The sequence below is a fragment of the Streptosporangium sp. G11 genome, from assembly GCF_051192615.1.
In the GTDB taxonomy this organism is placed as follows: domain Bacteria; phylum Actinomycetota; class Actinomycetes; order Streptosporangiales; family Streptosporangiaceae; genus Streptosporangium.
This window is the reverse complement of sequence record NZ_JBPJUQ010000021.1, coordinates 16170-40883: the sequence shown is the minus strand read 5'-3', so window position 1 is coordinate 40883 and position 24714 is coordinate 16170. Positions and strand designations below refer to the sequence as shown.

The following is a 24714-nucleotide window of genomic DNA, read 5'->3' as shown; positions in this document are numbered from 1 at the left end:
CTCGGATCTCAGACGAAGTCGGCGTGGAGCGCGTGCGGGACCTCGACGCGGTACGCGGCCAGCGCGTCGTCCAGCTTGACCCGCCCCTTGCGCAGCCATTCGAGCAGCTCGTTCTGCGGCCGGTAGAAGCAGGATTTGCACAGGTCGGTCCTGAGGGGATTGCTCGCCTCCCACTCGGCCCTGGGGCCGCCCTCAAGGACGTTGAGGTAGCCGTCCTGGAGCACGTTGCCGATGCGGTAGCGGCTGTTCAGGTGCACCTGGGGGCAGGGGTAGAGGTGACCGTCCGCGCCGACGGCCGTGACGAAACGGCTGTAGTGGCAGTGGTCGAAGTCGCCCTCGACGGACTCCACCTGGTCCATCGGCCCCCGGTCGAGCTTGGGCACGGAGACCTCGAACTCCTCCGACGACAGCGCGGAGACCTCGTCGAGCGCGCCGGAAACCTCCGCCATGACGTCCTCGATCGTCTCGTGACCCATCGAGCTGTAGAACTCCGGCTCGAACCGGACGTAGTGGGCCCCCGAGTCGCGCGCTATCCGGGCGGCCTCCGCGATCTCCCGGTAGTTCTGCATGGTGATCACGAAGTTGAAGCCGATGCGGAACTCCGGATCGACGGCGTTGTCGCGCAGCCTGCGGACGGAGCCGAGGAAGGACTTGAACGTCTGCTCGCGGTCCCGGGTGATTTCGTTGAAGGTCGCCTCGGTGCCCGCGTTGAGGCCGATGCGCACCCAGGTGTGGGTGTTGACCACGCAGTCGGCGATGTCGTCCCGGTGCAGGCGGGAACCGTTGGTGATGAGGCCGATGCGCAGCCCGGCCGCGTGCCCGGAATTGCAGATCTCCGAGTAGCCGCGGTGAATGGTGCACTCGCCGCTGCCGCAGAACGTGACGGCCCGGCCGCCCGATTCGGCGAACTCCCGCATGAGCTTGACGCTCTTGTCGGTGGGAATCGCGTCCTTGAAGGAGAACAGATCGTAGAAATTCTCTTCGTTAGGCGAGTGGAAGTTGCAAAAATTGCAGCGCATATTGCAGGCACCCATGATGCCGATGCGCATGTGGACGGGCCGGAAGGTCTCCCCGTTGACGAACTTCCTGAGCAGGTCCTCGTGGGCCATGACCTTGTCGGGAGCGTGCGCCTGGTCAAGGGCGACCTCCGCCAGGCCGTCCCCGTTGATGGGTCTCGCCGCCCTGTAGCTCTCGTTCGACATTTCCGTCCCCCGTTCGACCAGGAAGGATTCGTTTAGCCCGGTCCTTGTATGCCAGAGCCGACGCACGTTGTACGCCGTTTCGATACGTCTTCGGGTAAGTCGAGCTCGGGTCGAAGGCATGGCATTCCGACCGCGAGAGCGCTCTCCGGGGAGGCTAAATGATATTTTAAAGCCGGTCAAGTCCCCTTGTGAGGCATTTTTGAGCACGATACGGTACGTCGGGCTCGGCATTCGCGCTGCTGGAGGGAATTCGTGCAGGTGGAGGAAAACGGCATGACAGAAACCCCGATAGCGTCATCCGAAATGCCGGAATCGCCCCCGGACACGCGGACGCTCGGGTGCAGACTGGCCGCCTACGTCTTCCTCGCCAACGATCCATCGGTTCCCATGGTGGCCGCCGACTGGTGGGAGATCAGCGGCCCGCACTACGGCGCGGTGGCCACCGCCCTGGCCGGCTTCGTGGCCGGAGATCCCGCGGCGGAGGACCTGGGCCGTTTCGCCGCCTCGCCCGGGGACCGCGGGCTGGAGGCCGCCCTGGCCGACGCGCTCGTCCCCCTGCTGGATCGCTCGCCCGCCGACCGCGCGCGCCTCGGGAAGCTGATCGCCGAGGCCGATGCGCACGTGCTGGTGGACTACCACAACGGCGCGCTGTCCGGCCGCTCCGCCGCCGAGGTGTCGGTGGCCGACGTCTCCGCCTGGTCGCGGCCGGGAACGCGGGGGGCGTCAAGAACGCCGGGAACGCCGGGAGCACGGACGGCGGGGGCGCGGGCCGTGATCGTGATCCCCTTCCGGGACCGCGTCGGCGGCGCCCGTACCCGCAACCTGCTGGCCTGCCTGGCCGCCCTGCGGGACCAGGAGGGTCACGGCGACGAGGTGAGCGTCACCGTGGTCGAGTCCGACTCCGCGCCCACCTGGCGCGACACCGTCGAACCGCTGGTGGACCACTACGTGTTCGCGCGGCACGACGGGCATTTCAACAAGTCCTGGGCGGTCAACGTCGGGGTTCGCGACACCCCGGGCGAGCCCGAGCTGATCTGCGTGCTCGACACCGACATCCTGGCGGACCGCCGGTTCCTGAGCCGGAACCTGGACCGGATGGCGCGCGAGCCCGAACTCTCGGCCTTCCTGCCCTACCGCCGCATGTTCTGCCTCGACCTCGAGTCCTCCTCCTTCGCCATCCGCCGCCGCTGCGAGCGCGGCGAGGCCGACGTGCCGGTCGACACCGTGCGCTCGCTGGTGCTGAAGGAGCCGCCCGGGGCCTGCCTCTGGGCCAGAACCACGATCTTCGACACGATCGGCGGGTTCGACGAGCGGTACCAGGGCTGGGGCGGCGAGGACGACGACGTCGTGGCGCGGCTGAGCCTGGCCGGGCGGTTCACCCGGTTCGACGATCCGCTGCTGCACCTGGCCCACCCGCGTCCGGAGATGACCTTGGACGGGGTGCCGTTCAACGCCCACATCGACCCGCTGAGCTGGACCGCCACCGGCGGTTACGGCGATCTGCGCGGTCCCAGGGGATGACCTCGGCCGTTCGCGCCTACGCGACGCGCACGTCGGTGCCGCAGGGCGGGTCGTTACGCTTCCGCCTGGCGACCGGCGACCTGATGATCGGCGACCTGATGACCGACGCGCCGATGACCGGCGGCCCGGCGGCCGACGATCTGGCCGCCGACGGCGCGGCTGGCGACGCCCCGACGACCGGCGCCCCGGCGGACGGCGGCGAGCATGGCGCGATCAGTTGCCGCGCCCGGGTGCGCGACGCCGTGACCGGCGAGGTCAGGGCCGAGCTGGACGCCGCCGGGCCCTGGTGGACCCTGGACGTCCCCGACAGCTGGCCCAGCTCGCTCTACGCCGTGGCGTTCACCCTCGGCGGCCAGGAGGAAGAGACCTACTTCGTCGTCAGGCCCCGCGAACCGCGGACCGCCGGGGCGATCCTGGTGTCCGTGCCCTTCCTCACCTGGCAGGCGTACAACAGGGCCGGCGTGCCGGGGGAGGGCCTGTATCCCACCGAGAGCGCCGAACGGGCCGGCCGGGTCACCTTCGACCGTCCCGGCGGCGGACCGGCGGGCAACTGGGAGGACCACTTCTACCGGTGGCTGAGCCGCAGCGGCGTCCGGGCCGACTACTGCTCCAACCTGGACCTGCACGAGGATCCGGGCACGCTGCTGCGCGACCGCCGCCTGCTCGTGATCCCCGGGCACGACGAGTACTGGACCCGGGAGATGCGCGACGCCGCGGAGTCCTTCGTGGCGGCCGGGGGGAACATCGCCTTCTTCGGCGGCAACACGTGCTGGTGGCAGGTCCGGCTGGAGGACGACGGCCGAACCATGGTGTGTCACCGTGACGCCCTGCTCGACCCGATGGCCGCGACCGACCCGAGCCTGGTCACCGTGGAGTGGTCGGGTTCCCCGGTGTGCCGGCCGGAGAACGGCCTGACCGGCGTGAGCTTCCGGCGCGGCGCGGGCTGCTGGGAGGACATGGACGCCATGAAGTCCGAGGCGTACACGGTGCGCTTCGCCGAGCACTGGGTGTTCGAGGGCACGGGGCTGCGCGACGGCGACACCTTCGGCAGGGGCGCGGTCGGATACGAGACCGACGCCGCGGAGTACGAGGAGGTCGACGGTATCCCGCTGGCGACGGGCGCCGACGGCACCCCCGCCGACTTCGCCATCCTGGCCACCGCCGACCTGCGCCACTGGCGGCAGCTGGGCCAGGGCGGCCACGCCACCATGGGCATCATGCGCAGGGGGGCGGGCACCGTCTTCAACGCGGCCACGATCGGCTGGGGTGACGCCCTCGACGATCCGATCGTCGACCGCGTCACCCGCAACGTGCTCGCCCGGCTCGCCGGCGACCCCGGCTGGTGGGAGCCGATGGGCCGCGGGGCGGCCGCGCTCGCGCTCGCCGCCTGCGAGCACCGGCTCTTCGCCGTCCTGGCCGACGGCGATCTGTGGGTACGGCCGTACCGCACCCAGAACCTGAGATGGCGGCGGATCGAGCCCGCGCCCGGCCTGGTGGCGCTGGCCGCGCCGCGCGAGGCCACGCCAGGATCACCCGTCCTCCTGTACGGCCTGCACGCCGAAGGGCGCGTCGTCGCCCGCGAGCCGGTGACCGGGCAGGCGCCCTGGAGGGACCTGTACGACGCCCCGCCGGAGGCGGTCGGGATCGCCCCCGTCGACCAGACCATGTTCGCCACCGGTGCCGGAGGCGAACTGTGGCAGCGCCCGCTCGCCGCCGGGCGGTCCGAACCGTGGGCCCGCGCCGGAGACGACGGGCCGAGGCTCGCCGCGCTCGCCCATGTGGGGGGACGGCTGATCGGGCTGACCCTCGACGGGGAACTGCGGGTCAGGATGGGGGGCGACGACGGATGGGCCCCCTGGGGCGCCACCCCCGGGCTGTCCACGCTGACCGGCACGGCGGGCAGGCTCGTCGGCGCCACGCCGGGCGGCGACCTGTTCTGGCGCGAGCTGGTCCGCGGCGGGACCACGGAACGTCCGCGGACCGGAAACGGGCCGATCCGCGGCGGGATCACGGAACGTCCGCGGACCGGAAACGGGCCGATCCGCGGCAGGACCACGGAACGTCCACGGACCGGAAACGAGGAGTGACGTGCGCCGGATCGAACTCGTCGACCGACACCGCATCCGCCTGGACGGCGACGCGCCCGTCCCGTCCATCGGGCCGGGCGACGTGCTCGTCCGGGTGGGCGCCTGCACCGTCTGCAACCGCAGTGACCTGGCCTACTATCACTACTTCGGCCTGCGCGACCACTGCGCGACCGGCTGCTTCGGCCACGAGGTCGCCGGCACCGTGGAGGCCGTGGGAGCGCAGGTGACCCGTGTCGCGCCGGGGCGGCGGGTGTTCGTGCGCACCCCGCTCACCTCGGGGTTCGCCGAGTACGCGGCGGCGAGGGAGGTCAGTGTGGGCGCCCTTCCCGACGACGTGCCCTTCGAGCAGGGCGCGATCCTGCAACTCCTGCCCCTGGCCGTGCACGCGACCCGGGGGGTGCGGCTGGGCGACCGGGTGGCCATCGTGGGGCAGGGGCCGGTCGGGCTGATGGCCCTGCAGGTCGCACGGCTGCGTGGCGCGGCCGAGATCGCCGTCGCCGACCTGGACCCCTGGCGTCTGGAGCGCTCGGTCCTGCTGGGCGCGGACCGGACCTCGCTGGTGAAGTCGCCGCAGGCCGTACCGGAGGAGCTGGGGGCGGAGTTCGACGTCGCCATCGAGGCGGTCGGCACTCCGCACACCGCCAACGCCTGCGTCGACATGGTCCGGCAGAACGGTCTCGTCGTCTTCCTCGGCACCCACCACATCGACACCCACGTCACCTTCGACATGGTCAAGTGGGAGAAGAAGGGGCTGAGGGTGCACAGTTCCGCCGAGCCGACCGACACCGCGAGGGCCGAGGCGATGCGCGTGGCCGAGCGGCTGGCCGCCACGTTCACCGGGCGCCTGCGCCTCGACGTGATCCTCAGCGCCGTTTACCCGCTGGCGCGACTCCAGGACGCCCTCGACCGCCTTTCCGAGAGCCCCACCCTTCATCCGGCCGGAAGCGTCGCGCCGTTCCAGACCCCGCCCCCGAATACGCTGAAGATCGCCATATGTCCGGATCGGGACTGAAATGGGGGGTCGCCGGATACGGCGACATCGTCCGCAGGAAGGCCCTGCCCGCCCTGCTGTCCCTGGGTGAGACCGTCGCCTGCGTGTGGGGCCGGGACGCCGCGCGGGCCAGGGCGACCTGCGAGGAGATCGGAGGCTCCCCAGGCGGGTCCGGCGCCCTCGGCACGTCCGACTACAGCGCCCTGCTCGACGTGGCCGAGGTCGTCTACGTCGCCACGCCGGTGGCGGCGCACCTGCCCCTCGCGGTCGCGGCGGCGCGCGCGGGCCTGCCGGTACTCGTGGAGAAGCCGCTCGGCGGGACGGCGCCCGAGCTGGACACCGCCCACGCGGGCGTCGCCTACTACCGCCGGCTCGCGCCCGCGCTCGGGCGGGTGCGCGAGATCCTGCGCGGGCGTGCCGTACACCATGCGGTCGTGGAGTTCCGGAGCCCTTTCGACCCGGGGCCGGACGATCCCAGGATCTGGCGCACCGATCCCGCGCTCTCCGGCGGGGGAGTGCTCGCCGACGTGGGCAGTCACCGCCTCGACCTGCTCTCCTGGCTGCTGGGGGAGCCGGTCGTGACCGGCGCGCGGACGGGCCTGCCCTTCGACCTGGGCGCGGAGCGCCTCGCCCGGGTGGAGCTGGCCTGGCCGTCGGGAGGCCTGGCCGGCCTGGAGGCGGCGTGGGCGCCCGGTGCCCGCCGCGACCGGCTGCGCCTGTCCTTCGACGGCGGCCATCTGGAGCTCGACCCCCTCGACTCGGGGGCCGTGCGCGGGATCGTCGACGGAATCGCCGTCGAGGAGTTCCTTCCCCCGCCGGAGAACCCGCACCTTCCCCTCATGGCCGACTTCGCCCGCAGCGTGCGGGACGGGACCGATCCGGTCTGCCCCGTCCGCGACGCCGACATCGTCGATCGTCTCATCGCGGCCGCCTACGCGATCGCAACCCCTCTGGAGGAAAACCCGTGAACGAGCCCGTCTCCCTGCCCGCCTTTCCCACGCCGCTGCGCTGGCTGAACCGGCCCGAGGGCTGGAGCGCCGACGGCGACGCGCTCTCCATCAGCGCGGGAGCGGGCACCGACCTCTTCTCCGACCCCGGAGAGCCGAACCGCTACGCCAACGCCCCCGCCCTCGTCGGCCGCCTGGACGGCGACTTCACCCTCAGCGCGCGGGTCAGGCTCGACCTGCTGTCCACCTACGACGCGGCCGTCCTGCTGCTGTACGCCGACGACGACCGGTGGGCCAAGTTCTGCCTCGAACTCTCCCCGCAGGGCAAACCCACGATCGTCTCGGTGGTCACCCGCGGGGTGTCCGACGACTGCAACTCCGTGACCATGGACAGCCGGGACATCCGGCTGCGGATCTCCCGCCTCGGGTCCGCCTTCGCCTTCCACGTCGCCGACGAGTCCGGTTTCTGGAACCTCATCAGATACTTCGCGCTCGACGGTGACCCGGAGGTCGGCTTCCTCGCGCAGAGCCCCACCGGCGACGGCTGCACCGTGCGCTTCGAGGACATCGAGTACTCGCCCAAGCGCCTGGCCGACCTGCGCGGCGGGGAGTGACCCGCCTCTCCCCGCCGGACGTCGCGGGGCCCGCCCCGGCAGGGCTCCCGCGCCCGCGCTCACGGGTTCCGGCACCGTCCGGGCAGGGCCCTACGGAGTGTCGGCCGGGCGGGAGGTGAGGACGCGGGCGAGCAGGCCGCTGAGATCGGCCTGCTCGCGCGGTTCCAGGGGGGAGAACCACTCCTGCTCCCTGCGGGTCTGCTCGGCGAACGCCTCGCGGACGGCGGCCTCCCCCCTGTCGGACAGCGCAACCACCACCGCGCGCCTGTCGCCGGGCACCGGGCGGCGCTCGACCAGGGCGTCGCGCTCCAGGGTGTTGACCACGTTCGTCACCGCCGAGCGGGACATGGCGGAGATCTCGGCGAGCCGGGCGGGCTGGGTCGGGCCGAGAATCCAGAGTTTGAACATCAGCCGGAAGCCGGGCAGCGTCCAGCCGCGCGGGCGGTGGATCCGTGTCTCCAGGTCCGTCACCAGCAGGTAGGCCAGCTGGAGCAGGTTGTAGGCGAGCTCGAACGCCTCCGGGTCGGCGGGGGGCGGCATGCCGGCCAGGCGTTCTCGCGCGTACGCGGCGTACCGGAGATCCGCCCTGCCCTCCGGCTCCGCGTGCGGCGTCCCCCTGTCTTCGGCCGCGCTCGGCACCGCGGCCCCTGTTCGGTCTCCGGCGCGACGGCCGGAACCCGCGCGCGCTGGGTCCCCGCCTGCCGGCTCCACTGCTTTCACCGCACAAGTCTTGCGTAGGAGCGTCCTCACCGTGAATATTGTTATGGCCATAACAATCAGCGGGAGGTGCCCGTGGACATCGTCATCGCCGGTGGCGGCATCGGCGGCCTCGCCACCGCGCTCAGCCTGCACGCGGCGGGTTTCGAGAACCTCGTCGTCCACGAGGCCGCGCGCGAGATCCGTCCACTGGGTGTGGGCATCAACCTGCTGCCCCATGCCGTACGGGAACTGACGGAGCTCGGCCTCGCCGACCGGCTGGCGGAGATCGGCGTCGCCACCGCCGAACTCGCCTACTTCGACCGGTACGGCACCGCGATCTGGTCCGAGCCCCGGGGCGCCGACGCGGGATACCTGTGGCCGCAGTACTCCGTCCACCGGGGGCGGCTGCAGATGATGCTGCTGGACGCCGTGATCGAGCGGCTCGGCCCGCGGGCGGTCATGACCGGCAGCCGGATCACCGCCCCGGGCACGGAGGACCTGCTGATCGGGGCGGACGGCATCCACTCGGCGATCCGCGCGCGGCTGTTCCCCGGTGAGGGGCCTCCTCCGTGGAACGGGCTGATCCTGTGGCGTGGGACGACGTACGGCGCACCGTTCCTGACCGGACGATCCATGATCATGGTCGGTGACGGGACGCAGAAGTTCGTGGCCTACCCGATCGAGATCGGCGAGCGGACACTGATCAACTGGATCGCGGAGAAGCCCGCCGAGGGCACGGCCCCCGGCCGGGGCGACTGGAACCGGCCGGCGGACCCGGCCGAGGTCGGAAAGCACTTCGCGGACTGGCGGTTCGACTGGCTGGACGTGCCGCGGATCATCGCCGGAGCCGAGACCGCCTACGAGTATCCGATGGTGGACCGCGATCCCCTGCCGCACTGGACCGAGGGAAACGTCACGCTGCTGGGCGACGCCGCCCACGCGATGTACCCGATCGGTTCCAACGGCGCCTCCCAGGCGATAATCGACGCCCGGGTGCTGGCCCACTCCCTCGCGCACGGCGACCTGGCGGCGTACGAGGCCGTGCGGCGGCCCGCCACGACCGCCCTGCAGCTGTCCAACCGGCAGATGGGCCCCGAGGTCGTGATGAGACTCGCCCACGAGCGCGCACCCGGCGGGTTCGACGATATCGAGCAGGTCATCCCCTACGCGGAGCGGGCCGAGATCGCCGCCTCCTACAAGCGCACGGCGGGGTTCGACCCGGCTTCGCTGAACGGCTCCCCGTCCTGGAGCGTCACCCGATGAACCTCGAACACCTCGCCACGTTCACCGTGATGCTGGACCCGATCCTCGAACTCGGCGACACCCACTGGGGCCGCCGGCGGGTGATCAACATCGTGGGCGGATCGTTCGAGGGCCCGCGCTTCTCCGGCGTCATCCTGCCCGGCGGGGCCGACTGGCAGATCGTGCACGCCGACGGCATGGCCAGCGTCGACACCCGTTACACGCTGCGCACCCACGACGGCGCGCACCTCTATCTCTCCACCTCCGGCGTACGGCACGGCCCCGCCGAGGTCATGGCCCGCCTCGCCCAGGGTGAGCCGGTGGACCCGTCGGAGTACTACTTCCGGGTGTTCTGCCGTTTCGAGACCGGTGACGAGCGCTACTTGTGGCTCAACCGCACCCTCGCCGTGGGAACGGCCGGCCGGCTGCCCGACGCCGTCCGCTACGACGCCTACACCCTGACCTGACCCGCGCCCCTTCCCGAACCGCCCCCGGTGTGACCACCCGAGGCCCGCCGGACACCCCAAGGAACCCGATGCCGAAGCTGAACCGCCCCCCGCTCCCCATCGTCGCGGAGCACGACACCCCGATGCCGGTGCGCGACGGCACGATCCTGCGCGGCGACGTCTACCGCCCCGCCTCGGACGGGCCGTTCCCGGCCCTGCTCGTCCGCACGCCGTACGGCGAGGGCTCGTTCCTCATGGCGCCGAAGATCCCCGCGCTGGAGGCCGGCTTCGCGGTGGTGCTCCAGCACTGCCGGGGGCGCGGAAGCAGCGACGGGGAGTTCCGGCCGTGGCTGGACGAGGGCGACGACGGCTACGACACCATCGGGTGGATCACCTCACAGCCGTGGTCGAACGGCGAGGTCGTGGCCTTCGGGATGTCCTACCTCGCCGGGTGCGCGCTCCAGGCGGCCGCGACGCGCCCGCCGGGGCTCAAGGCCGTGATCGCCTCGATGACCCCGCACGACTTCTACGACGGGTTGAAGTACCACGGCGGGGCCCTGGCGCTCGGCTCGGCGCTGAACTGGGGCCTGTTGCAGGCGATGCTCGGGCTGATGCACGGAATGGAGGCCGGCGAGGACGTGGGCGCGGGCTTCGGCGCGCTCCTGCCCGTGCTGGGCGACCAGGCCGCCGCCGCGCGAACGCTGCCGCTGCGCGACATCCCCGCGGGGCCGTGGTGGAGTGACTGGATCTCGCACCCGACCCGCGACGCCTACTGGGAGGAACTGGCCGAGACCCTGCGGCACGACCGGATCGAGGTGCCCGTGATGCACGTCGGGGGCTGGTTCGACCTGTTCCTCGCCGGAACCCTGGAGAACCACCGGCGGCTGGGCGGCCCGCTGGTCATCGGCCCCTGGTCCCACGGTTCCGCCTCGACGGGCACCGGCCGCCTGGACTTCGGGTTCTCCGCCTCGGCGCAGGCGGCCATGCTGCCGCAGCGGCAGATGGACTTTCTTCGAGGCGAGGACACCGGCCCAGCCGTGAAGATCTTCGTCATGGGCGACAACGTCTGGCGGGACGAGGAGGAATGGCCGCCGGCCCGCGCGGTCGACACCCGCTACCACCTGCACACCGGTGGCCTGCTGTCCGCCGAGTCCCCCTCGGACGCCGCGCTCCTCCCGGGCTCCGAGCCCCCCGCGGACGCCGCGCCGTCCACCTTCACCTTCGACCCCCGCGATCCCGTGCCCACGACCGGTGGCCCCCTTCTGCTTCCCGACGTGACGAACGTCGGTCCCCAGGACCAGCGCGATGTCGAACTCCGCCCCGACGTGCTCTGCTTCACCACCGAGGCGCTCCCCTCCGATGTCGAGGTGACCGGTCTCCTCTCCGTCACCCTGCACGCCGAGACCTCGGCGGTCTCCACCGACTGGACGGCCAAGCTCGTCGACGTCCACCCCGACGGCCGGGCCATGAGCGTGACCGACGGCATCGTCCGGACCTCCGTCCCGTCCGGGGTGCACGAGATCGACCTCGTCGCCACCAGCCAGGTTTTCAAGACCGGCCACCGCATCCGCGTCGAGATCTCCAGTTCCAACTTCCCCCGCTTCGACCGCAATCCCGGCAACGGCCGTACCTCCGCCGACTCCACCGAGGCCGAGCTGGTCGTCCAGCACCAGACGGTCTTCCCCGACTCCTACATCACCCTTCCGGTCGTCCCTCGCTGACAGGCCCCAGACCGGATGGCCGCCTGCCGCGCCCGTACGGTCCGGTGGTCAGGGCCCTGATCGTCCCGCCCGTCCAGGGCGGGGCGGGCGGGGACTCGGGGGAATCGGCGCATGAGGTGGCCCGCCACCCGGCCGCGAGTTGTACGGTGCGATGGAGGAGGGCGGACGCTTTATGGCAGACGAGCAGATCACGACAATCGGCAGATGTCACATGTGCAAGCGGACCTTCGGCTTCACCCCCGCGAGCGTCATGACGGTCATGATGGACCCCGAGACCAATCTTCCGCTGGGCATGACGGTGTCAGGCGCTTTCCGTGAGCCGACACCGGAAGCCGCCGCCAGGTCGGTCGGGAAACTCATCTGCCCCGACTGCGTGAACAGGGCGAAGCAGCTCAAAGAACTCATGGACCCGCCCGCCCCTCAATTCGAGACATGGCAGAGGGACACCCCTTGATCGGGGCCCGTCCGTCCGGCATGCGTTGATCACAGGCGTGTCCGCACGGCCGCGAATTGTGGTTTCCGCCATGCCGTCCTGTTCTGCGCGGACCGGCCGCGCGTGACCGGAAGGCGAACGGGCTCCGGCTTCCGGTCACGCCTTCCGGGCTTCAGCACACGATGAAGATGCTCCTCCAGCCGACGGGCGTCCTCTGCTCCGCGTTGCGGTTGGACGCCAGCTCGAAGTGCGTCACACCCTGCGCGTCGGGCTGGTTGTACATCCGGCCGCTCTGGCCGTCGCCGTACCACTTGTACGACCCGTTGAAGGGGATGTTGGACGGGCCGCACCGGTCGATGACCACCGACCGGCCGGTGAAGCCCGGCCCCTCGTAGGCCACGTACTGCGAGGCGTAGGCGGCACTGCTCATGGCCACGACGATGGCGGCGGAGATGACGGGGACGAGGGCGATTCGCTTCACGATGATCCTCTCGATGACCTCAGCGCTCTACTGAGAGTAGTTAAAACATTACTCCGAGTAGGCAAAGTGTGCCGCGCACGCTCTGAATCGCTCATGGGAAGTGTCGCCGGGACGATGAATCAGAGCGGGTGGCGAGCCCCAGGGCCCCGATCGCCTCGGTGAGCTCGACCCTCGCGAGGCCGGCGGCCAGTGGGAGCGCGCCGATACGCCCGGCCGTGCCCGCCTGATGCCCTACCTCGGCGGATCGTCGACCTTGATCTTGTCTCCCGTGTCGGAGATGAAGATGACCAGCAGCTTCGCCGGTCGTGTCCGGCTGGTGTTCTCCGCGAGCACATGGTGGGAGCCCGGCGGCTCGACCCAGTTCTCGCCTTGACGGTACATGCGCGCCGGCTCGCCACCGAGCCGGCTGCGCACAGTGCCCTCGAGTACGTAGGCGTAGACGAAAGCCCTGCCGTGCCGGTGCGGCGCCGCGCGTGCGGCGGGCGGGAAGTCCACGATCGCCGAGGTGAACGTCTTGCCCTTGACGTTCGGAAGCGCCTGTTCCAGGAGAGGCGACAGCTTGTCGGACGGCGGCTGCGAAACCACGGCGGCGACGGGCACCTCGCCGGTCACACGCTCCACCGCGGGAGCGCACGCGGTGGCCGCGGCCACCATGCCACCGGCGAGAAGGGCACAGGCGGTCCGTACCCGGATCATGACGGCTCTCCTGTCCTGACCGGACCTTCGGGGCGCACGGGATCGCGAGGCGTCCCGGCTTCCGCCCGAGGGTCCGCGTTGTCGCTTGAGTATCGTGTCCTGGCATTTCGATGCCTGACCGGCGGCACGGTCTCGGACGGTGATGGCCCGCGTGAGCGGGTCCTTGCTGTTGGCGGAGACGGCCACGCCCGTCTTCCTTGGCTGCCCGGGCCATGAGGCGGCCGAGCATCCCGATACAGCCGTCGGGTGCTTTTCCGCGGTGGCGACGATTCCGGGCGGCTCGCCGCGGCCGCGAGAGAGACGGCCGGCCTTCGGGTCTGGGGCGCACCGCTCACCTGAGCGGGTCATGCCCCCAGTTCATGAGGGAGTATCGCCACCGGGTCTCCTTGACGTCCCGGGAGGGGCGCTGCGTCAGGTGGCGGTGGACGTAGCCGATCACCTTGCGCATGTGGGCGTAGTCGTCCTCTCCCAGGTCGTCCTTCCGCTTCCGCAGGATCTCGGCGATCCGGCGGCCGGACTGGTGCCCTGTCGACTCTTCGCCGCCCGACTTGTCTCCCACGCTCCTGGACTCCTCCGTCTCCAGCCAGCGTTCCAGCTCCGCGGCGGTCATGTTGACCGCCTGGCCGAAGTTCGCGGCGATCTGCTTGCCCTCGTCAGTCATGACGGTCCTTCTTGTGAAGCGCCGACGGCTTGTGCACGGCGGTCTTGCCGCTCTTGTCGCTGCGCACGAGATACTGCGGATCGTCGGCCGAGGCGTCCACGGTACGTCCCGCCTCCTCGGTCCGCTTCGTGATCTTCTTCTCGACCTTGCCCGAGGTCGACGAGCCGTGGCTCTCCCACGTGACGTCGTCGCCCACGTCGGGGTCGTCCTGCCTGCGCTTGTCGGTCATAGCCTCCCCTTACCCCGCCCCCTTTCGAAACTCGTCGCGCCGGGCCTGAACTGGCGCTTCACTGGAACGGATCGCCCCCAACAATCGACGGGACGCGGTGGTCGAGGGCTCGGGTTTAATCGGTGGTTGCTCGCTGATTGCCGCCTTGGCCGGCGCCGGCTCTCGTTCGGCGGCGAACTCCGGCCCGATCGGAGTGATCGTGAAGGCGATCTCGCCGCCCGGTGGGTGACGCGGCCGGGGTACGCCCCCTGCGACTCCCGGACATGTCGGTCTTCGATGCGATGATCGCTTCGTCTTGGCCGAGTGCACGAAGGGACCACTGGTGAGCGGTGCGACGCCGGCGGATTACGCCTGGTTCATCGAGGAGTACATGAGCGGTGATCACTTCCTGGGGGTGACATTCGTGCGGGGTCTTTCTCCCGAGGAGGCTCTGCGCAGGGTCGGTGCCACTCCTGGCGACATCTCCCGGGAATGGGCCATCGAGGCCTACGCGGCCGACGGTGGGACGGTCCTGCTCGACTACCACTGTTACGAGATGCCGGAGGCGCTCTCCCGGGGGACGGAGACGGCCAGGCTTGTCACCGGCACCACCATGGACGAGGAGTTCGTCCACTCGGTTGACGGAGTGGTGGCGGCCCGGTTCGAGCCGTACTTTCCTGTTGATCGGGAAGGCGGCGATCCGGACCGCCTCCTGGCCCACATGCGAGATCTGGGAATGCCCCTCGACGGAGAGGAGCTTCCCGACGCGCGGACCACCAGGGATCTCGCCCTTGTCCTGGCGGCACGGGCCACCGCGGTGAGCTTGACACCGGCCCACCACGCCGTACCGCCCATCGTCGGATCCACCGACTGCCCGAGCTGACCGGACGATCGGCCACCCGTCGTATTCCTCTTTCACGAGATCGGAAATGTGCTCGGCGCGCTGCCCGGATCCGTCCCGCCCGGCGCCGCCGGGGGAGAGACAGGAGCCATGCGGACGCCAGGGGCCTGGTGCGGCCGGGAACGCCGGCCCGCCGTAAAACCGGAGGCTCGTGCCGGTCGGCGGGTGTTAGCCTGACCGCATGAACGCGTCCGCGCACCAGGTGATGATGCCCCGCTCACGGGGCCGCTGACGCCGCACGGACGATCGTTTCCGAGGCCCTGCTACGGGGCCTCGACGCGTTTCACCGGCCGGAGCCCTCTTCTTCCCCGGAGGTTCCGATGACCGCATCGCACACTTACGTCACCACCACCATCCCGTACGTCAACGCCCGTCCTCACCTGGGATTCGCGCTGGAGCTCGTGCAGGCCGACGTGCTCGCCAGGTTCCGCCGGGCGCGGGGCGACCGGGTGCGGTTCCAGACCGGCACCGACGACAACTCGCTGAAGAACGTGCTGGCCGCCGAGGCCGCGGGTGTTCCCATCCAGGAGTTCGTCGACCGCAACGCCGAGGCGTTCGTCGCGCTGCGCGAGCCGCTGGCGCTCGCGGTCGACGACGTCATCCGCACCAGCCGCGACCCCCGCCACCGGGCCGGGGTGGAGCGGCTCTGGCGAGCCTGCGCCGACGCCGGTGACCTCTATCGCAAGCACTACGAGGGTCTTTACTGCGTCGGCTGCGAGCAGTTCTACACCCCGGCCGAGCTCACCGGCGGACGCTGCCCGGAACACGGCGTCGAGCCCCAGCGGGTCGCCGAGGAGAACTGGTTCTTCCGCCTCTCGCGCTACGCGGACCGGCTTCACGACCTCGTCTCCAGCGGGCGCCTGAGGATCGAACCCGCCGAACGCCGCAACGAGGTCCTCGGCTTCATCGCCGGTGGCCTGGAGGACCTCTCGATCTCCCGGTCGACCGCCCGCGCCCGGGGGTGGGGGATTCCCGTTCCCGGCGATCCCGGCCAGGTCGTCTACGTGTGGTGGGACGCGCTCGGCAACTACGTCACGGCCCTGGACTACGGCACCGGCGGTGAGAGCTACGGTCGCTGGTGGATCGGTGCCGGCCGCCGGGTCCACCTGGTCGGCAAGGGGGTGCTGCGTTTCCACGCCGTCTACTGGCCGGCGATGCTGCTGTCGGCCGCGCAGCCGCTGCCCACGGACATAGTGGTGCACGACTACCTCACCGCCGATGGCCGCAAGATCAGCAAATCCGGCGGGGTCACGGCCGATCCGGTCGCCCTGGCGGGGGAGTACGGCACCGACGCCGTCCGCTGGTGGCTGCTGCGCGAGGTGCCGCGCGTCGGGGACGCCGACTTCACGGTCGAGCGGCTCGTCGCCCGCGCCAACGACGAGCTCGCCAACGGGCTGGGCAACCTCGTCAACCGGGTCGTCACCATGGTCCACCGTTACCGCGACGGGCACGTTCCCCTTATCGAGACCGGGACTGATGCCGGGACCGGTGCGCCGGGCGGGGAGGGCCTCGAGGCGGCCTGTCGCCGGGCGCCCGATCTCGTCCGTTCGGCCCTGGACGACTTCGAGTTCCGCCGGGCCAGCGCGCCGGTCTGGGCCGTCGTCGACGAGGCCAACCGCTACGTCGACCACGTCCGGCCCTGGGAACTGGCCCGGGCCGAACGCGACGGTGTCCCCGGTGCCGCGGCCCGGCTCGACGCCGTCCTCGCCGGGCTCGTCCGGGCGTGCGGGACGCTGGCCGATCAGCTGGCGCCCTTCCTGCCCGGTACGGCCGCCCGGATCGCCGAGCAGTGCACGGCGGGGGACGGCGGGCTTCCCGAACCGCGCCCGGTCTTCCAGCGCATCACCGCCCCGGAGCCGGGATCCGTGCCCTGATGCTCACCGCTTCTCACCGTGTACGACGGCGACGGGCGGGTGGGCGTGTCGCGGTGGTCGCGGATCACGGGTGGGCCAGGACGAGGACGAAGTCGCCGGTCGGGTCGATGTACTGGCGGATCATCCCGAAACCGGCCGCGAGGAGCTCCCGCCGCAGTCCTTCCGGGCGGAACTTGGCGCTGATCTCGGTCCGCATCTCCTCCCCGGCCGCGAAGGAGATCCGCAGCCCGAGGTCGCCGATCCGCACGCGCATGGCGCGGCTCGCGCGCAGCCGCATCTCGATCCACTCGTTGCGCGCGTCGTACAGCGCGACGTGCTCGAAGGCGTCCGGTTCGAAGTCGGCGTCCAGCTCCCTGTTGATCACGTGCAGGACGTTCCGGTTGAAGGCGGCGGTCACCCCGCTCACGTCGTCGTACGCCGCGACCAGCCGGTCGGTGTCCTTGACCAGGTCCGCGCCGAGCAGGAAGGTGTCACCGGGGCGGAGCGTGGCGCGCAGCTCCTTCAGGAACACCTCGCGCGCGGTCGGGGCCAGGTTGCCGACGGTCCCGCCGAGGAAGGCCACCATCCGCCGTCCCGTACGGGGCAGCAGGGCCAGGTGCACCTCGAAGTCGGCGCAGACCGCGCTCACGGTCAGGCCCTTGTAGCGGGAGGCGAGCCGGTGCGCGGCCTCGCCCAGGGTGGCCGCGTCGACGTCCACCGGCGTGTAGGCGCGCAGCGCCCCCGTCGCGGCGAGGGCGTCCAGCAGCAGGACGGTCTTCTCGCTGGTCCCGGAACCGAGCTCGACCAGGGTGTCCGCGCCGCCGCGCACGGCGATGTCGAGGGCCTCCCTGCGCAGGATGGACAGCTCGCGGCGGGTCGGATAATACTCGGGCAGCCGGGTGATGCGGGCGAACAGCTCGCTGCCCGCCTCGTCGTAGAACCACTTGGGCGGTAGCCACTTCGGCGTCGACGTCAGCCCGGCGCGGACGTCGTGTTCGAGCGCCTGGCGAAGATGGTCGCGGCCGAGATGGTTGACCAGGCGTATGGCTGACTGGCTGACGGACACGGGGCCTCCTGGGTCTGTGGGCCACGATCCCGCTCACCGGTCCGTGGCCGGGTGCTGTGTTTCCTGTGGTCTCGCTCCGCCCGGTCACAGCGGCCGGACGCTCACCCCGTCGGGTGAGGCGAGGACCAGGGCGTGATCCGGCACGGCCTGCCAGCCGGGCCGGTCGTCCAGCGGCTCGCTCGCCACCAGCACGCCCTCGCGCGGGTGGCCGCCGAGATGGAGGAAGAGCGTGTCGCCCCAGGCGGTCGCGGCGATCGACGTGCCGTCGCAGGCGAGCAGGTTCAGGCGGGCGCGGGGATCCTTCAGCCCGGCGCGGGTGACGACCTCGGCCAGGGCCTCGCCGAGGTCGTCACCCGCCCGCCGCCGGGCGAACACCGCGGCGGCGAGCCACGCGGAGTCGCAGGAGCTCTCCGCGTCGTCGGCGAGCTCCCTGACCGCCTCCCGCGCGACGTGGCCGTTGTGGCTGAACAGCCACGGCCCGTCGGTGAAGGGCGCGGTCGCGGTCTCCTCGATCGGCATCCCGGCGCTGGCCGACCGTACGGCGGCCAGCAGGCAGCCGGAGCGGGCCGTCCGCGCGAGGCCCGCCAGGTTGGCGTCGGTCCAGGCGGGGATCGTCCGGCGGTAGCGGACCGGCTCCGCGCGGGCGGCGTCGTACCAGCCCATGCCGAAGCCGTCGGCGTTCATCGTGCCGTGGCGCTGCAGGCGCGGTCTGTAGGACTGCCGGAGCAGGCCGTGGGCCGGCTCGTGGATCAGCGAGGCGAGGGTGCGGGGAGCACCCAGCCAGGACGCGTGCCGGCACATCTACCCTCGCTCCGCCGAGTGCCCCGGAGGGCGTCCCGGGGAGCGCTTCGTGGAACCCGGGGAGTGTCCGGAGGAGTGCTCGGGGGAGGCCGAGCGGGCGCACCGGAAGCCGGAGAAGATCTGCCTGCGGGCCGGGCGGTCCCAGTTCCTGAACGTGGTGCGGACCGCGGCCGGGTCGGACGCCCAGGACCCGCCGCGCAGCACCCGGTAGTTGGCGCCGAAGAACACCTCGCTGTACTCGCGGTAGGGGAAGCTGCGGAAGCCGGGGTGGGGCAGGAACCACGAGCCGGTCCACTCCCACACGTCCCCGATCATCTGCTCGACCCCGTAGGGGCCCGCTCCCAGGGGGAAGGCGCCGAGTGGCGCGGGCCGCGCCGCCCTGTGCCCGAGGTTCGCCATGCCGGGCCCCGGGGCGTCGTCGCCCCACGGATACGTGCGTGCCCGCCCGGCCTCGGCGTCCCAGCCGCAGGCCTTCTCCCACTCGGCCTCGGTGGGCAGCCGCCTTCCCGCCCACCGGGCATAGGCGTCGGCCTCGTACCAGCACACGTGCTGCACGGGTTCGTCCATGGGCACGGGCTCGGTCCTGCCGAAACGGGTCCGCCACCAGGTGTCGCCGTCCCTGGCCCAGAACAGCGGGGCGAAGGCGCGGCTCCGCCGCAGCCAGCGCAGGCCGTCCGGGGCCCACCAGCGGGGGTCGTCGTAGCCGCCGTCCTCGATGAAGTCCGCGTAGGCGCGGTTGCCGACGGGCAGCCTGTCGATCCAGTAGCCGGGCAGGTCGAGCCGGTGGGCGGGGCGTTCGTTGTCGTAGGCCCACGGCTGGGTGTCGGTGCCCATCATGAAGGGGCCCGCGGGGACGAACACCTCGTCGGGGCCCTGCGTCCGCCGGGCCCCGGCGGGCGGCAGGTCGCCGTCGCGGACCAGTCCCGGCCGCCCCGACAGCTGCAGGGTGGCGAGCATCGTCTCGTCGTGCTGGTGCTCGTGCTGGATCACCAGGCCGAAGACGAAGCCGTACCGCCGCAGGGGGGCGGGGTCGTCGAGATCGACCGTGTCCAGGACGTCCAGCACCCGGCCGCGCACGCCCTCGATGTAGTGGCGCGCCTCCGCCGGTCCCAGGATGGGCAGGGAGGGGCGGTCCGCGCGCGGGTGCTTGAACGCGTCGTACAGGTCGTCGATCTCCGGGCGGAGCGGGCTGATCCCGCCGACCTGCCGCAGCACCCACAGTTCCTCGTAGTTGCCCACGTGGGCCAGGTCCCACACCAGCGGTGACATCAGCGGCGAGTGCTGTGTGACCAGCAGGTCGTCCTCGGCGTCGGTGTAGGCCGTGGAGCGGTTCCGCGCGGCGGTCAGCTCGGCGGCGATCCGTTCCTTGAAGTCGCTCATCAGATACCTCCAGCGTGGAGACCCCGGGCTTTTTCCGGCCCGGGATCCCGATCCGGTCCTGCGCCGGTCCGGGGAGAGCTCAGATCCGGCCTTCCTCGACCGGCCAGCCCGGCGGGAGTCCTCCCGGTCCTCTCGCCAGATCCAGCAGGTCGGCGGCCGGGGTCCTGCCGGGTGTCACGTGGCGGTCGGCGAACGCGGCCACCTCGCATACCAGGGCGGGGGCCGCCCCCAGCCGGGGCAGCGCCGCGAGGGCGGCACGGAAACAGGCCTCGGCCGCCCCGCGCAGCCGGGGCTCCGCCAGGCCGCACCGCGCCGCCGCCGACCACATCCCCGCGCACGGCCCGGCCGCGGCCAGCGCCGCGTCGGCCGCGCGGTCGTCCATCACCAGGGCGTGGGTCACCGCCACGCACACGGGCCACCTCGCCGGGTGCTGGGCGTCGAGATAGCGGATCTCCAGCCAGCCGCGCGGCCGTACGGGCGGGAAGAGCGTCGTGGCGTGGTAGCTCAGGTCCGCCAGGGTCGGCGGGTGCTCGGAAGAGGTCAGCCGGTCGCGGAAGGTCGAGCCGTCGAGGACCGGCCGGTACGTCTCCGCGCCGTCGCCGTTCCCGGTGGTCCCGCGCACGGCCATGAGACGGGCGTCGAGCAGGTACTCCGTCCACGCGGCGCCGGGGTCGTCGCTCGCCGGGACGGCGGCCGTCCGGGTGCGGTCCAGCCGCTCCCACACCGCCTGGCGCCCCGACATCCACCCGCACGGCCGGCCCTCGCTGAGCGGCGAGTTCGCGAAGGCCGCCACGAGGACGGGCCCCAGCAGGTGGGCGCGTTCCCAGCGCGTCGCGGGCCTGTCGCCCAGGTCCAGGTTGACCTGGATCGACGCCGTCGAGCACATCATCAGCGACCCGTACAGCCTGCCGAGGAAGCGCGCCATCGCCTCGTACCTGGGCAGGCGCAGCTGCCGCCTGGCCGGCCGCAGCGGGTCGAGACCCACCCCGCCCAGCGTCAGACCGGCGTCCCGCAGCGCCCGGCGCACGGCGTTCACGTCGGCGGTGAGGAGGCTGATCGCGTTCGGCAGCGAGCCGGGCGGTCCCGAGAGTTCCAGCTGGCCCCCCGGTTCGAAGGTCACCACGCTCCCGCCGGGCAGTGGAGGCAGGGCGTCGGCGATCCTGGCGGGCGGGACCTGGCGGGCGGGATCCGTACGGTCGAAGACCAGGAACTCCAGCTCGATCCCCACCTGGTCGCCGGGTGAGCCGAGGAAGCAGCGCCGCGCGAAGGTCTCCACATCCGAGGCGTTCCGGAGCAGTGCGTCCTCGGTCGCCAGACCGGTCATCCCCATCCCCTTTCGCCTGATATATCCAGATGTGTACGGATTTATAGAGCCGTGAGGCGCTCAGGCGTTACAGAAGGGTGGGGGGCGCGCCCCGGTGGTGAGGCGACGGGGTGACGTTCGGAGGGCGACCGTGTCCTTGTCGGCTCAGGTGTGCCGTCTGGCGCGGAAGGCGGCCAGCAGCCGGTCGCGGTTGCCCTCCGGCGGGCTTTCCGGCCGTGGCGAGCCGGTGGCGTCGCCGGTCTCGGTGCTCTCGCCGGTCTCGGTGCTCTCGCCGGTGTCGGTGTCGGCGGTGGTGGCGGTGTGGTGCCGGAGGGGGGTTTGGGCGGTCCGGAGGCGGCCGAGAGCCTCGACGGTGGCGCGGAACTGGCCGAGATAGCGCTCGCAGCCCTCGCAACCGCCCAGGTGCTCCTCGAACCGGTGCCGCGTGGGCTCGTCGAGCGCGCCCTCCAGGAAGGCGGTGACGAGTTCCACCGCCTCCTCGCAGCTGAACCGCTTCACAATCTTGACCACCTCACCGTCCCGATAATCGAATTCGTCGCACCATCCGCGTTACGTCGGCCGTCTCGCCGTCTCGAAGTAATCCTCCAGCCGCCCGCGCACCGCCGTGCGGGCGCGGTGCAGCAGGACGCGCTGGTTGGCGGCGGAGATCTCCAGGATCTCGCAGACCTCCTCGGAGGTGCACCCCTCGACGTCGCGGAGCGTGATCACGGTGCGTTGCCTGAGCGGCAGCTCGGCCAGGGCGGCCGCGATCCGGTCGCGTACCTCGGCGGCGAGCACTTCGCTCTCCGGGGTCGGCCAGGCGGTGGGAAAATCCTTCCAGCATCCTGGGAAGGGGTCGTCCACCCCCTGGAAACACGAGCGGTCGACGGTCTGCCTCTCCTGCTCGAAGACGCTGCTCCAGGGCACCGTGCGGTTCTCGCGCACGCCTCGCCTCCTGGCCGTGTTCACCAGGATCCGGTAGACCCAGGTCTTGACCGACGAGCGGCCCTCGAAGCCCTCGATCCCCCGGATCACCGCCAGCCAGGTGTCCTGCACGACCTCCTCCGCCGAGTCGTTGGTGGACACGTGCGCGCGGGCCAGCCACAGCATCCCCCGCGACCAGGTGTCCAGCAGCGCCGTGAACATCGCTTCATCTCCGGCGCGCAGGGCCGCGACGACGACATCGTCCGAGGGCAGCGTGCCGTCTGTGAAGGACTCCACGGTCGCCTCCTCCCGATGGGGCATCTGGAAGACCCCTGGACGGGCGCGGTCGGCGCGCGGCGCTCGCGGGTCGTCGTGGCGACGCGGCGCTCCGTTCGGCCTCCCGGTCGTTGTGGTGCCCTCTCGGTCGAGAGCGCCGGGAGAAATGGTGGGTCTGGGGGGAAAATTCCCGTTCTGACCTGGTTCGACACCTTTTCGTCCGTGGCCTCATGCTCGGCCTCGCGAGTGGCCCTGGTGGGCGGCCTTGGTGAGCGGCCCGTGTTCGGCCATGCCCGGCCATGCCCGGCCTCCTCCGGTCACCGGACGCGGCACGGCACGCGAGCCCCGGCCGTACCGGGGATCGCGTGCCGCCGGTCAGCCGGTCCCGAAGGGGGGCCGCCGGGGAGGAGCGCCAGGACGCCTTCCAGGCCGGGCGGCTCCGGCCAGTCCGAGGCCCCTCCGGTGCCGGAGGGGCCGGAACCGGGCGTTCGAGAGCCGTACGGACCGGGATCGGGAAGGCCGGGACCCTGAGGACCGGCGTCCTGAGGACCGGGACCGTGAAGAGCGGGACCGTGAAGAGCGGAGCCGGAGAGGCCGAGGACCGCGCAGGCCAGCCAGTACTCGCCCGGCTCGTGCTCGCCGCGCAGCGTGGGGATGACCGTACGCGGGACGACGACGTTCGTTCCCGGCAGGGGACGGACCAGCTCCCCGGCCCGCGTCCCGCCGAGGTCCTCGATCACGCACAGCCCGGCGGGGGAGTCGAGGCGGGCGTGTCCCGGCCCCTCGGCGACGCGGTGCGCCACGGGCTCGCGGTCGACCGCGAACGCCCCCTCGGCCGACAGCAGCCCCCGCCCCGACCGTACGCGGTGCACCCGCACGTGCCACGGGGAGCGGGCGAGCAGCCAGGTGTCTATCTCCACGTCCGGCCACGGTGCCCACCGGGCGTGGAGCAGGCCGTCACACGCCGAGAAGTCCCCTGGCACCTCGCAGGGCCGCCAGTGCGTCCCGTCGTCGCTCAGGGCCAGGGTGCTGTCGAAGGCGCCCTGCTCCAGTCCCCACGAGCCGGCGGGCACGCTGAACCCGAAGGACGTCGAGTAGGCGAACTTGGCGTACTTCGCCGCGCCGTGCCGCACCCACGTGCTGTGCTGCCCCGCGCTCAGCATGACGACCTGCCGGCCCTCCTCGCACCGCATCAGCGCCACACCGGCCTGGGGCTGGACGCTGGTCTCGGGAAGCTCCCGCGCGGGCTCCTCGCCCGCCGCCCAGAAGGGGTGGCCGGCGTCGAGGGCCAGCGGCAGGAACGCCTTCAGCGCCCAGTACGGGGAGCCGGGGGCGTTGTACTGCTCGGCGAGGGCGGGCTGGGCGTAGCCGTACCCCAGGGTCAGCAGGCCCGAGGAGTCGCGGATCGGCCGTCGCAGCCACCAGCGCAGGTGCCGCATCAGGTGGCCCCGCACCTCCCCCCACGGCAGGGCCTCGACCCCCGCGAAGCCCAGGGCGCCCCAGAAGGCCCCCTGCGCGAAGCGGTAGGTCATGCTCCGGCCGAAGGGCACGGCGGCCCCGTCCGCGGTGAACCAGTGCTGGAAGTCGAGCGCGAACGTCGCCGCCCGCTCGCGCAGGCGCTCCGCCCGGCCCGGGTCGCGGTCGCCGGCCAGGGCGGCGTAGACCAGGCCGTAGAAGTGCATCGCGAAGGGGACGTAGTAGTCGCGCTGCGCGGTGGGGCCGTCGCCGTACCAGCCGCCGCCCAGGGCGAAGGACTCCAGGCGCTCCAGCCGGGCCAGGTTGGGCGCCGGGTCGAAGCGCACCCCGACCCGGTCCAGCCCGAGCCCCACCAGCACGGGGAAGAACCGCCAGTTGTTGTCGGCGGTCTCGCGGGTCATCGCGTGGAGCAGCCAGGCCGCGAGGTTGTCCCGCTCCGCGCCGCTCAGCGGGTCCCACACGGCCTCGGGGGCGAGGGCCAGCGCCAGGCCGATGGCGGCGGTCTCCACCAGCCGCTGGTCGACGTCGGTCGCCGCCCCCCAGAACTCCCCGTGCCCGGGGTCGGTCCCGGAGGCGAGACCCCGCCGCCACAGCTCCCAGTGATCGAAGGAACCCCCTCCTGCCGCCAGCGGCGCCAGCCCCCACAGGGGGCGGGCGAACGCCTCCAGCTCGGCGGCCTCGTCGCCGTAGTGCGCGGCGTTGGCTCCGAGCCGCAGGCGCGCCCGCCCGGGGCTGAGGTGGGGGACCAGCGGCTCGGCCAGCTCGGTCACGAGCCGGCGCATGTC

At 71.8% G+C, this 24714-nt stretch carries 24 protein-coding genes; 11 read left to right on the top strand and 13 right to left on the bottom strand.

Annotated features, from left to right (window positions below; genetic code table 11):
* Window positions 1-8 precede the first annotated feature (8 nt).
* Complete coding sequence (locus ACSDR0_RS20970; protein ID WP_435290545.1) at window positions 9-1202, bottom strand: radical SAM protein; 1194 nt, start codon at window positions 1200-1202, stop codon at window positions 9-11.
* A gap of 303 nt (window positions 1203-1505) precedes the next feature.
* Between ACSDR0_RS20970 and ACSDR0_RS20965 the strand changes: the two genes are divergently transcribed.
* Genes ACSDR0_RS20965 through ACSDR0_RS20945 form a run of 5 tightly spaced genes read left to right on the top strand, consistent with a single transcriptional unit; the run spans window position 1506 to window position 7362 of the window.
* Window positions 1506-2723, top strand: coding sequence for a galactosyltransferase-related protein (locus ACSDR0_RS20965; protein ID WP_435290544.1), 1218 nt, complete (start codon window positions 1506-1508; stop codon window positions 2721-2723).
* Window positions 2720-4810: a N,N-dimethylformamidase beta subunit family domain-containing protein gene (locus ACSDR0_RS20960; protein WP_435290543.1), complete on the top strand. Its 2091-nt coding sequence runs from the start codon at window positions 2720-2722 to the stop codon at window positions 4808-4810. The genes ACSDR0_RS20965 and ACSDR0_RS20960 overlap by 4 nt, the downstream gene beginning before the upstream one ends.
* A 1-nt stretch (window position 4811) precedes the next feature.
* Window positions 4812-5822, top strand: a complete 1011-nt coding sequence (locus ACSDR0_RS20955; protein ID WP_435290542.1) for a zinc-dependent alcohol dehydrogenase — start codon at window positions 4812-4814, stop codon at window positions 5820-5822.
* Entirely contained in the window at window positions 5804-6769 is a 966-nt protein-coding gene (locus tag ACSDR0_RS20950) for a Gfo/Idh/MocA family protein (protein ID WP_435290541.1), read from the top strand. The genes ACSDR0_RS20955 and ACSDR0_RS20950 overlap by 19 nt, the downstream gene beginning before the upstream one ends.
* Window positions 6766-7362, top strand: a complete 597-nt coding sequence (locus ACSDR0_RS20945) for a DUF1349 domain-containing protein (RefSeq protein ID WP_435290540.1) — start codon at window positions 6766-6768, stop codon at window positions 7360-7362. Before ACSDR0_RS20950 ends, ACSDR0_RS20945 begins: the two co-directional genes overlap by 4 nt.
* Before the next feature lie 90 nt (window positions 7363-7452).
* On the opposite strand, the gene ACSDR0_RS20940 is transcribed toward ACSDR0_RS20945, so the two are convergent.
* Complete coding sequence (locus tag ACSDR0_RS20940; RefSeq protein ID WP_435290539.1) at window positions 7453-8001, bottom strand: MarR family winged helix-turn-helix transcriptional regulator; 549 nt, start codon at window positions 7999-8001, stop codon at window positions 7453-7455.
* Between the two features lie 153 nt (window positions 8002-8154).
* Between ACSDR0_RS20940 and ACSDR0_RS20935 the strand changes: the two genes are divergently transcribed.
* The 4 genes from ACSDR0_RS20935 (at window position 8155) to ACSDR0_RS20920 (ending at window position 11924) form a co-directional block, all read left to right on the top strand.
* Window positions 8155-9324 (top strand): flavin-dependent oxidoreductase, encoded by a 1170-nt coding sequence (locus ACSDR0_RS20935; protein ID WP_435290538.1) that lies wholly within the window; start codon window positions 8155-8157, stop codon window positions 9322-9324.
* Window positions 9321-9770 carry a DUF3237 domain-containing protein gene (locus ACSDR0_RS20930; RefSeq protein ID WP_435290537.1) on the top strand — a complete coding sequence of 150 codons (450 nt, stop codon included), beginning with the start codon at window positions 9321-9323 and terminating at the stop codon, window positions 9768-9770. Before ACSDR0_RS20935 ends, ACSDR0_RS20930 begins: the two co-directional genes overlap by 4 nt.
* A gap of 68 nt (window positions 9771-9838) precedes the next feature.
* Window positions 9839-11470 carry a CocE/NonD family hydrolase gene (locus ACSDR0_RS20925; protein ID WP_435290536.1) on the top strand — a complete coding sequence of 544 codons (1632 nt, stop codon included), beginning with the start codon at window positions 9839-9841 and terminating at the stop codon, window positions 11468-11470.
* A gap of 172 nt (window positions 11471-11642) precedes the next feature.
* Window positions 11643-11924 carry a hypothetical protein gene (locus ACSDR0_RS20920; protein WP_435290535.1) on the top strand — a complete coding sequence of 94 codons (282 nt, stop codon included), beginning with the start codon at window positions 11643-11645 and terminating at the stop codon, window positions 11922-11924.
* Window positions 11925-12075: 151 nt separating this feature from the next.
* Here ACSDR0_RS20920 and ACSDR0_RS20915 read toward each other — a convergent pair whose 3' ends face one another.
* The 4 genes from ACSDR0_RS20915 to ACSDR0_RS20900 all read right to left on the bottom strand — a co-directional run bounded on the left by ACSDR0_RS20915 (window position 12076) and on the right by ACSDR0_RS20900 (window position 13970).
* The gene (locus ACSDR0_RS20915; RefSeq protein ID WP_435290534.1) at window positions 12076-12384 is read right to left on the bottom strand and encodes a MiAMP1 family antimicrobial peptide; all 309 of its coding nucleotides are present in this window, start codon (window positions 12382-12384) and stop codon (window positions 12076-12078) included.
* Window positions 12385-12615: 231 nt separating this feature from the next.
* Window positions 12616-13080 (bottom strand): cupin domain-containing protein, encoded by a 465-nt coding sequence (locus ACSDR0_RS20910; RefSeq protein ID WP_435290533.1) that lies wholly within the window; start codon window positions 13078-13080, stop codon window positions 12616-12618.
* A gap of 331 nt (window positions 13081-13411) precedes the next feature.
* Window positions 13412-13741 (bottom strand): DUF3140 domain-containing protein, encoded by a 330-nt coding sequence (locus ACSDR0_RS20905; protein WP_435290532.1) that lies wholly within the window; start codon window positions 13739-13741, stop codon window positions 13412-13414.
* Window positions 13734-13970: a DUF2945 domain-containing protein gene (locus tag ACSDR0_RS20900; RefSeq protein WP_435290531.1), complete on the bottom strand. Its 237-nt coding sequence runs from the start codon at window positions 13968-13970 to the stop codon at window positions 13734-13736. The genes ACSDR0_RS20905 and ACSDR0_RS20900 overlap by 8 nt, the downstream gene beginning before the upstream one ends.
* A 322-nt stretch (window positions 13971-14292) precedes the next feature.
* On the opposite strand from ACSDR0_RS20900, the gene ACSDR0_RS20895 reads away from it, so the two are divergent.
* Both ACSDR0_RS20895 and ACSDR0_RS20890 read left to right on the top strand, forming a co-directional pair.
* A complete protein-coding gene (locus ACSDR0_RS20895) occupies window positions 14293-14832 on the top strand; it encodes a DUF6461 domain-containing protein (RefSeq protein WP_435290530.1) in 540 nt (179 codons plus the stop codon).
* Between the two features lie 338 nt (window positions 14833-15170).
* Window positions 15171-16724, top strand: coding sequence for a methionine--tRNA ligase (locus ACSDR0_RS20890; protein ID WP_435290529.1), 1554 nt, complete (start codon window positions 15171-15173; stop codon window positions 16722-16724).
* 64 nt (window positions 16725-16788) lie between these two features.
* Here ACSDR0_RS20890 and egtD read toward each other — a convergent pair whose 3' ends face one another.
* The 7 genes from egtD to ACSDR0_RS20855 form a co-directional block, all read right to left on the bottom strand.
* On the bottom strand, window positions 16789-17769 hold the full coding sequence (egtD, locus tag ACSDR0_RS20885) for an L-histidine N(alpha)-methyltransferase (RefSeq protein ID WP_435290528.1): 981 nt from the start codon (window positions 17767-17769) through the stop codon (window positions 16789-16791).
* 84 nt (window positions 17770-17853) lie between these two features.
* A complete protein-coding gene (gene egtC, locus ACSDR0_RS20880; RefSeq protein ID WP_435290527.1) occupies window positions 17854-18570 on the bottom strand; it encodes an ergothioneine biosynthesis protein EgtC in 717 nt (238 codons plus the stop codon).
* A complete protein-coding gene (gene egtB / locus ACSDR0_RS20875; protein ID WP_435290526.1) occupies window positions 18571-19950 on the bottom strand; it encodes an ergothioneine biosynthesis protein EgtB in 1380 nt (459 codons plus the stop codon).
* Between the two features lie 79 nt (window positions 19951-20029).
* Window positions 20030-21274, bottom strand: coding sequence for an ergothioneine biosynthesis glutamate--cysteine ligase EgtA (gene egtA, locus ACSDR0_RS20870; RefSeq protein WP_435290525.1), 1245 nt, complete (start codon window positions 21272-21274; stop codon window positions 20030-20032).
* 144 nt (window positions 21275-21418) lie between these two features.
* Window positions 21419-21784: a zf-HC2 domain-containing protein gene (locus tag ACSDR0_RS20865; protein ID WP_435290524.1), complete on the bottom strand. Its 366-nt coding sequence runs from the start codon at window positions 21782-21784 to the stop codon at window positions 21419-21421.
* A gap of 39 nt (window positions 21785-21823) precedes the next feature.
* Window positions 21824-22474, bottom strand: a complete 651-nt coding sequence (locus ACSDR0_RS20860; protein WP_435290523.1) for an RNA polymerase sigma factor — start codon at window positions 22472-22474, stop codon at window positions 21824-21826.
* A gap of 296 nt (window positions 22475-22770) precedes the next feature.
* Complete coding sequence (locus ACSDR0_RS20855) at window positions 22771-24711, bottom strand: DUF2264 domain-containing protein (RefSeq protein WP_435290522.1); 1941 nt, start codon at window positions 24709-24711, stop codon at window positions 22771-22773.
* Between the last annotated feature and the right edge of the window lie 3 nt (window positions 24712-24714).

Bases quoted from the DNA above. Each gene is read 5' to 3' on its own strand.
- ACSDR0_RS20970 (WP_435290545.1), bottom strand. From the start codon at position 1,202: ATGTCGAACGAGAGCTACAGGGCGGCGAGACCCATCAACGGGGACGGC.
- ACSDR0_RS20965 (WP_435290544.1), top strand. From the start codon at position 1,506: ATGCCGGAATCGCCCCCGGACACGCGGACGCTCGGGTGCAGACTGGCC.
- ACSDR0_RS20960 (WP_435290543.1), top strand. From the start codon at position 2,720: ATGACCTCGGCCGTTCGCGCCTACGCGACGCGCACGTCGGTGCCGCAG.
- ACSDR0_RS20950 (WP_435290541.1), top strand. From the start codon at position 5,804: ATGTCCGGATCGGGACTGAAATGGGGGGTCGCCGGATACGGCGACATC.
- ACSDR0_RS20930 (WP_435290537.1), top strand. From the start codon at position 9,321: ATGAACCTCGAACACCTCGCCACGTTCACCGTGATGCTGGACCCGATC.
- ACSDR0_RS20925 (WP_435290536.1), top strand. From the start codon at position 9,839: ATGCCGAAGCTGAACCGCCCCCCGCTCCCCATCGTCGCGGAGCACGAC.
- ACSDR0_RS20920 (WP_435290535.1), top strand. From the start codon at position 11,643: ATGGCAGACGAGCAGATCACGACAATCGGCAGATGTCACATGTGCAAG.
- ACSDR0_RS20910 (WP_435290533.1), bottom strand. From the start codon at position 13,080: ATGATCCGGGTACGGACCGCCTGTGCCCTTCTCGCCGGTGGCATGGTG.
- ACSDR0_RS20905 (WP_435290532.1), bottom strand. From the start codon at position 13,741: ATGACTGACGAGGGCAAGCAGATCGCCGCGAACTTCGGCCAGGCGGTC.
- ACSDR0_RS20900 (WP_435290531.1), bottom strand. From the start codon at position 13,970: ATGACCGACAAGCGCAGGCAGGACGACCCCGACGTGGGCGACGACGTC.
- ACSDR0_RS20890 (WP_435290529.1), top strand. From the start codon at position 15,171: ATGACCGCATCGCACACTTACGTCACCACCACCATCCCGTACGTCAAC.
- egtC (WP_435290527.1), bottom strand. From the start codon at position 18,570: ATGTGCCGGCACGCGTCCTGGCTGGGTGCTCCCCGCACCCTCGCCTCG.
- egtB (WP_435290526.1), bottom strand. From the start codon at position 19,950: ATGAGCGACTTCAAGGAACGGATCGCCGCCGAGCTGACCGCCGCGCGG.
- egtA (WP_435290525.1), bottom strand. From the start codon at position 21,274: ATGACCGGTCTGGCGACCGAGGACGCACTGCTCCGGAACGCCTCGGAT.
- ACSDR0_RS20855 (WP_435290522.1), bottom strand. From the start codon at position 24,711: ATGCGCCGGCTCGTGACCGAGCTGGCCGAGCCGCTGGTCCCCCACCTC.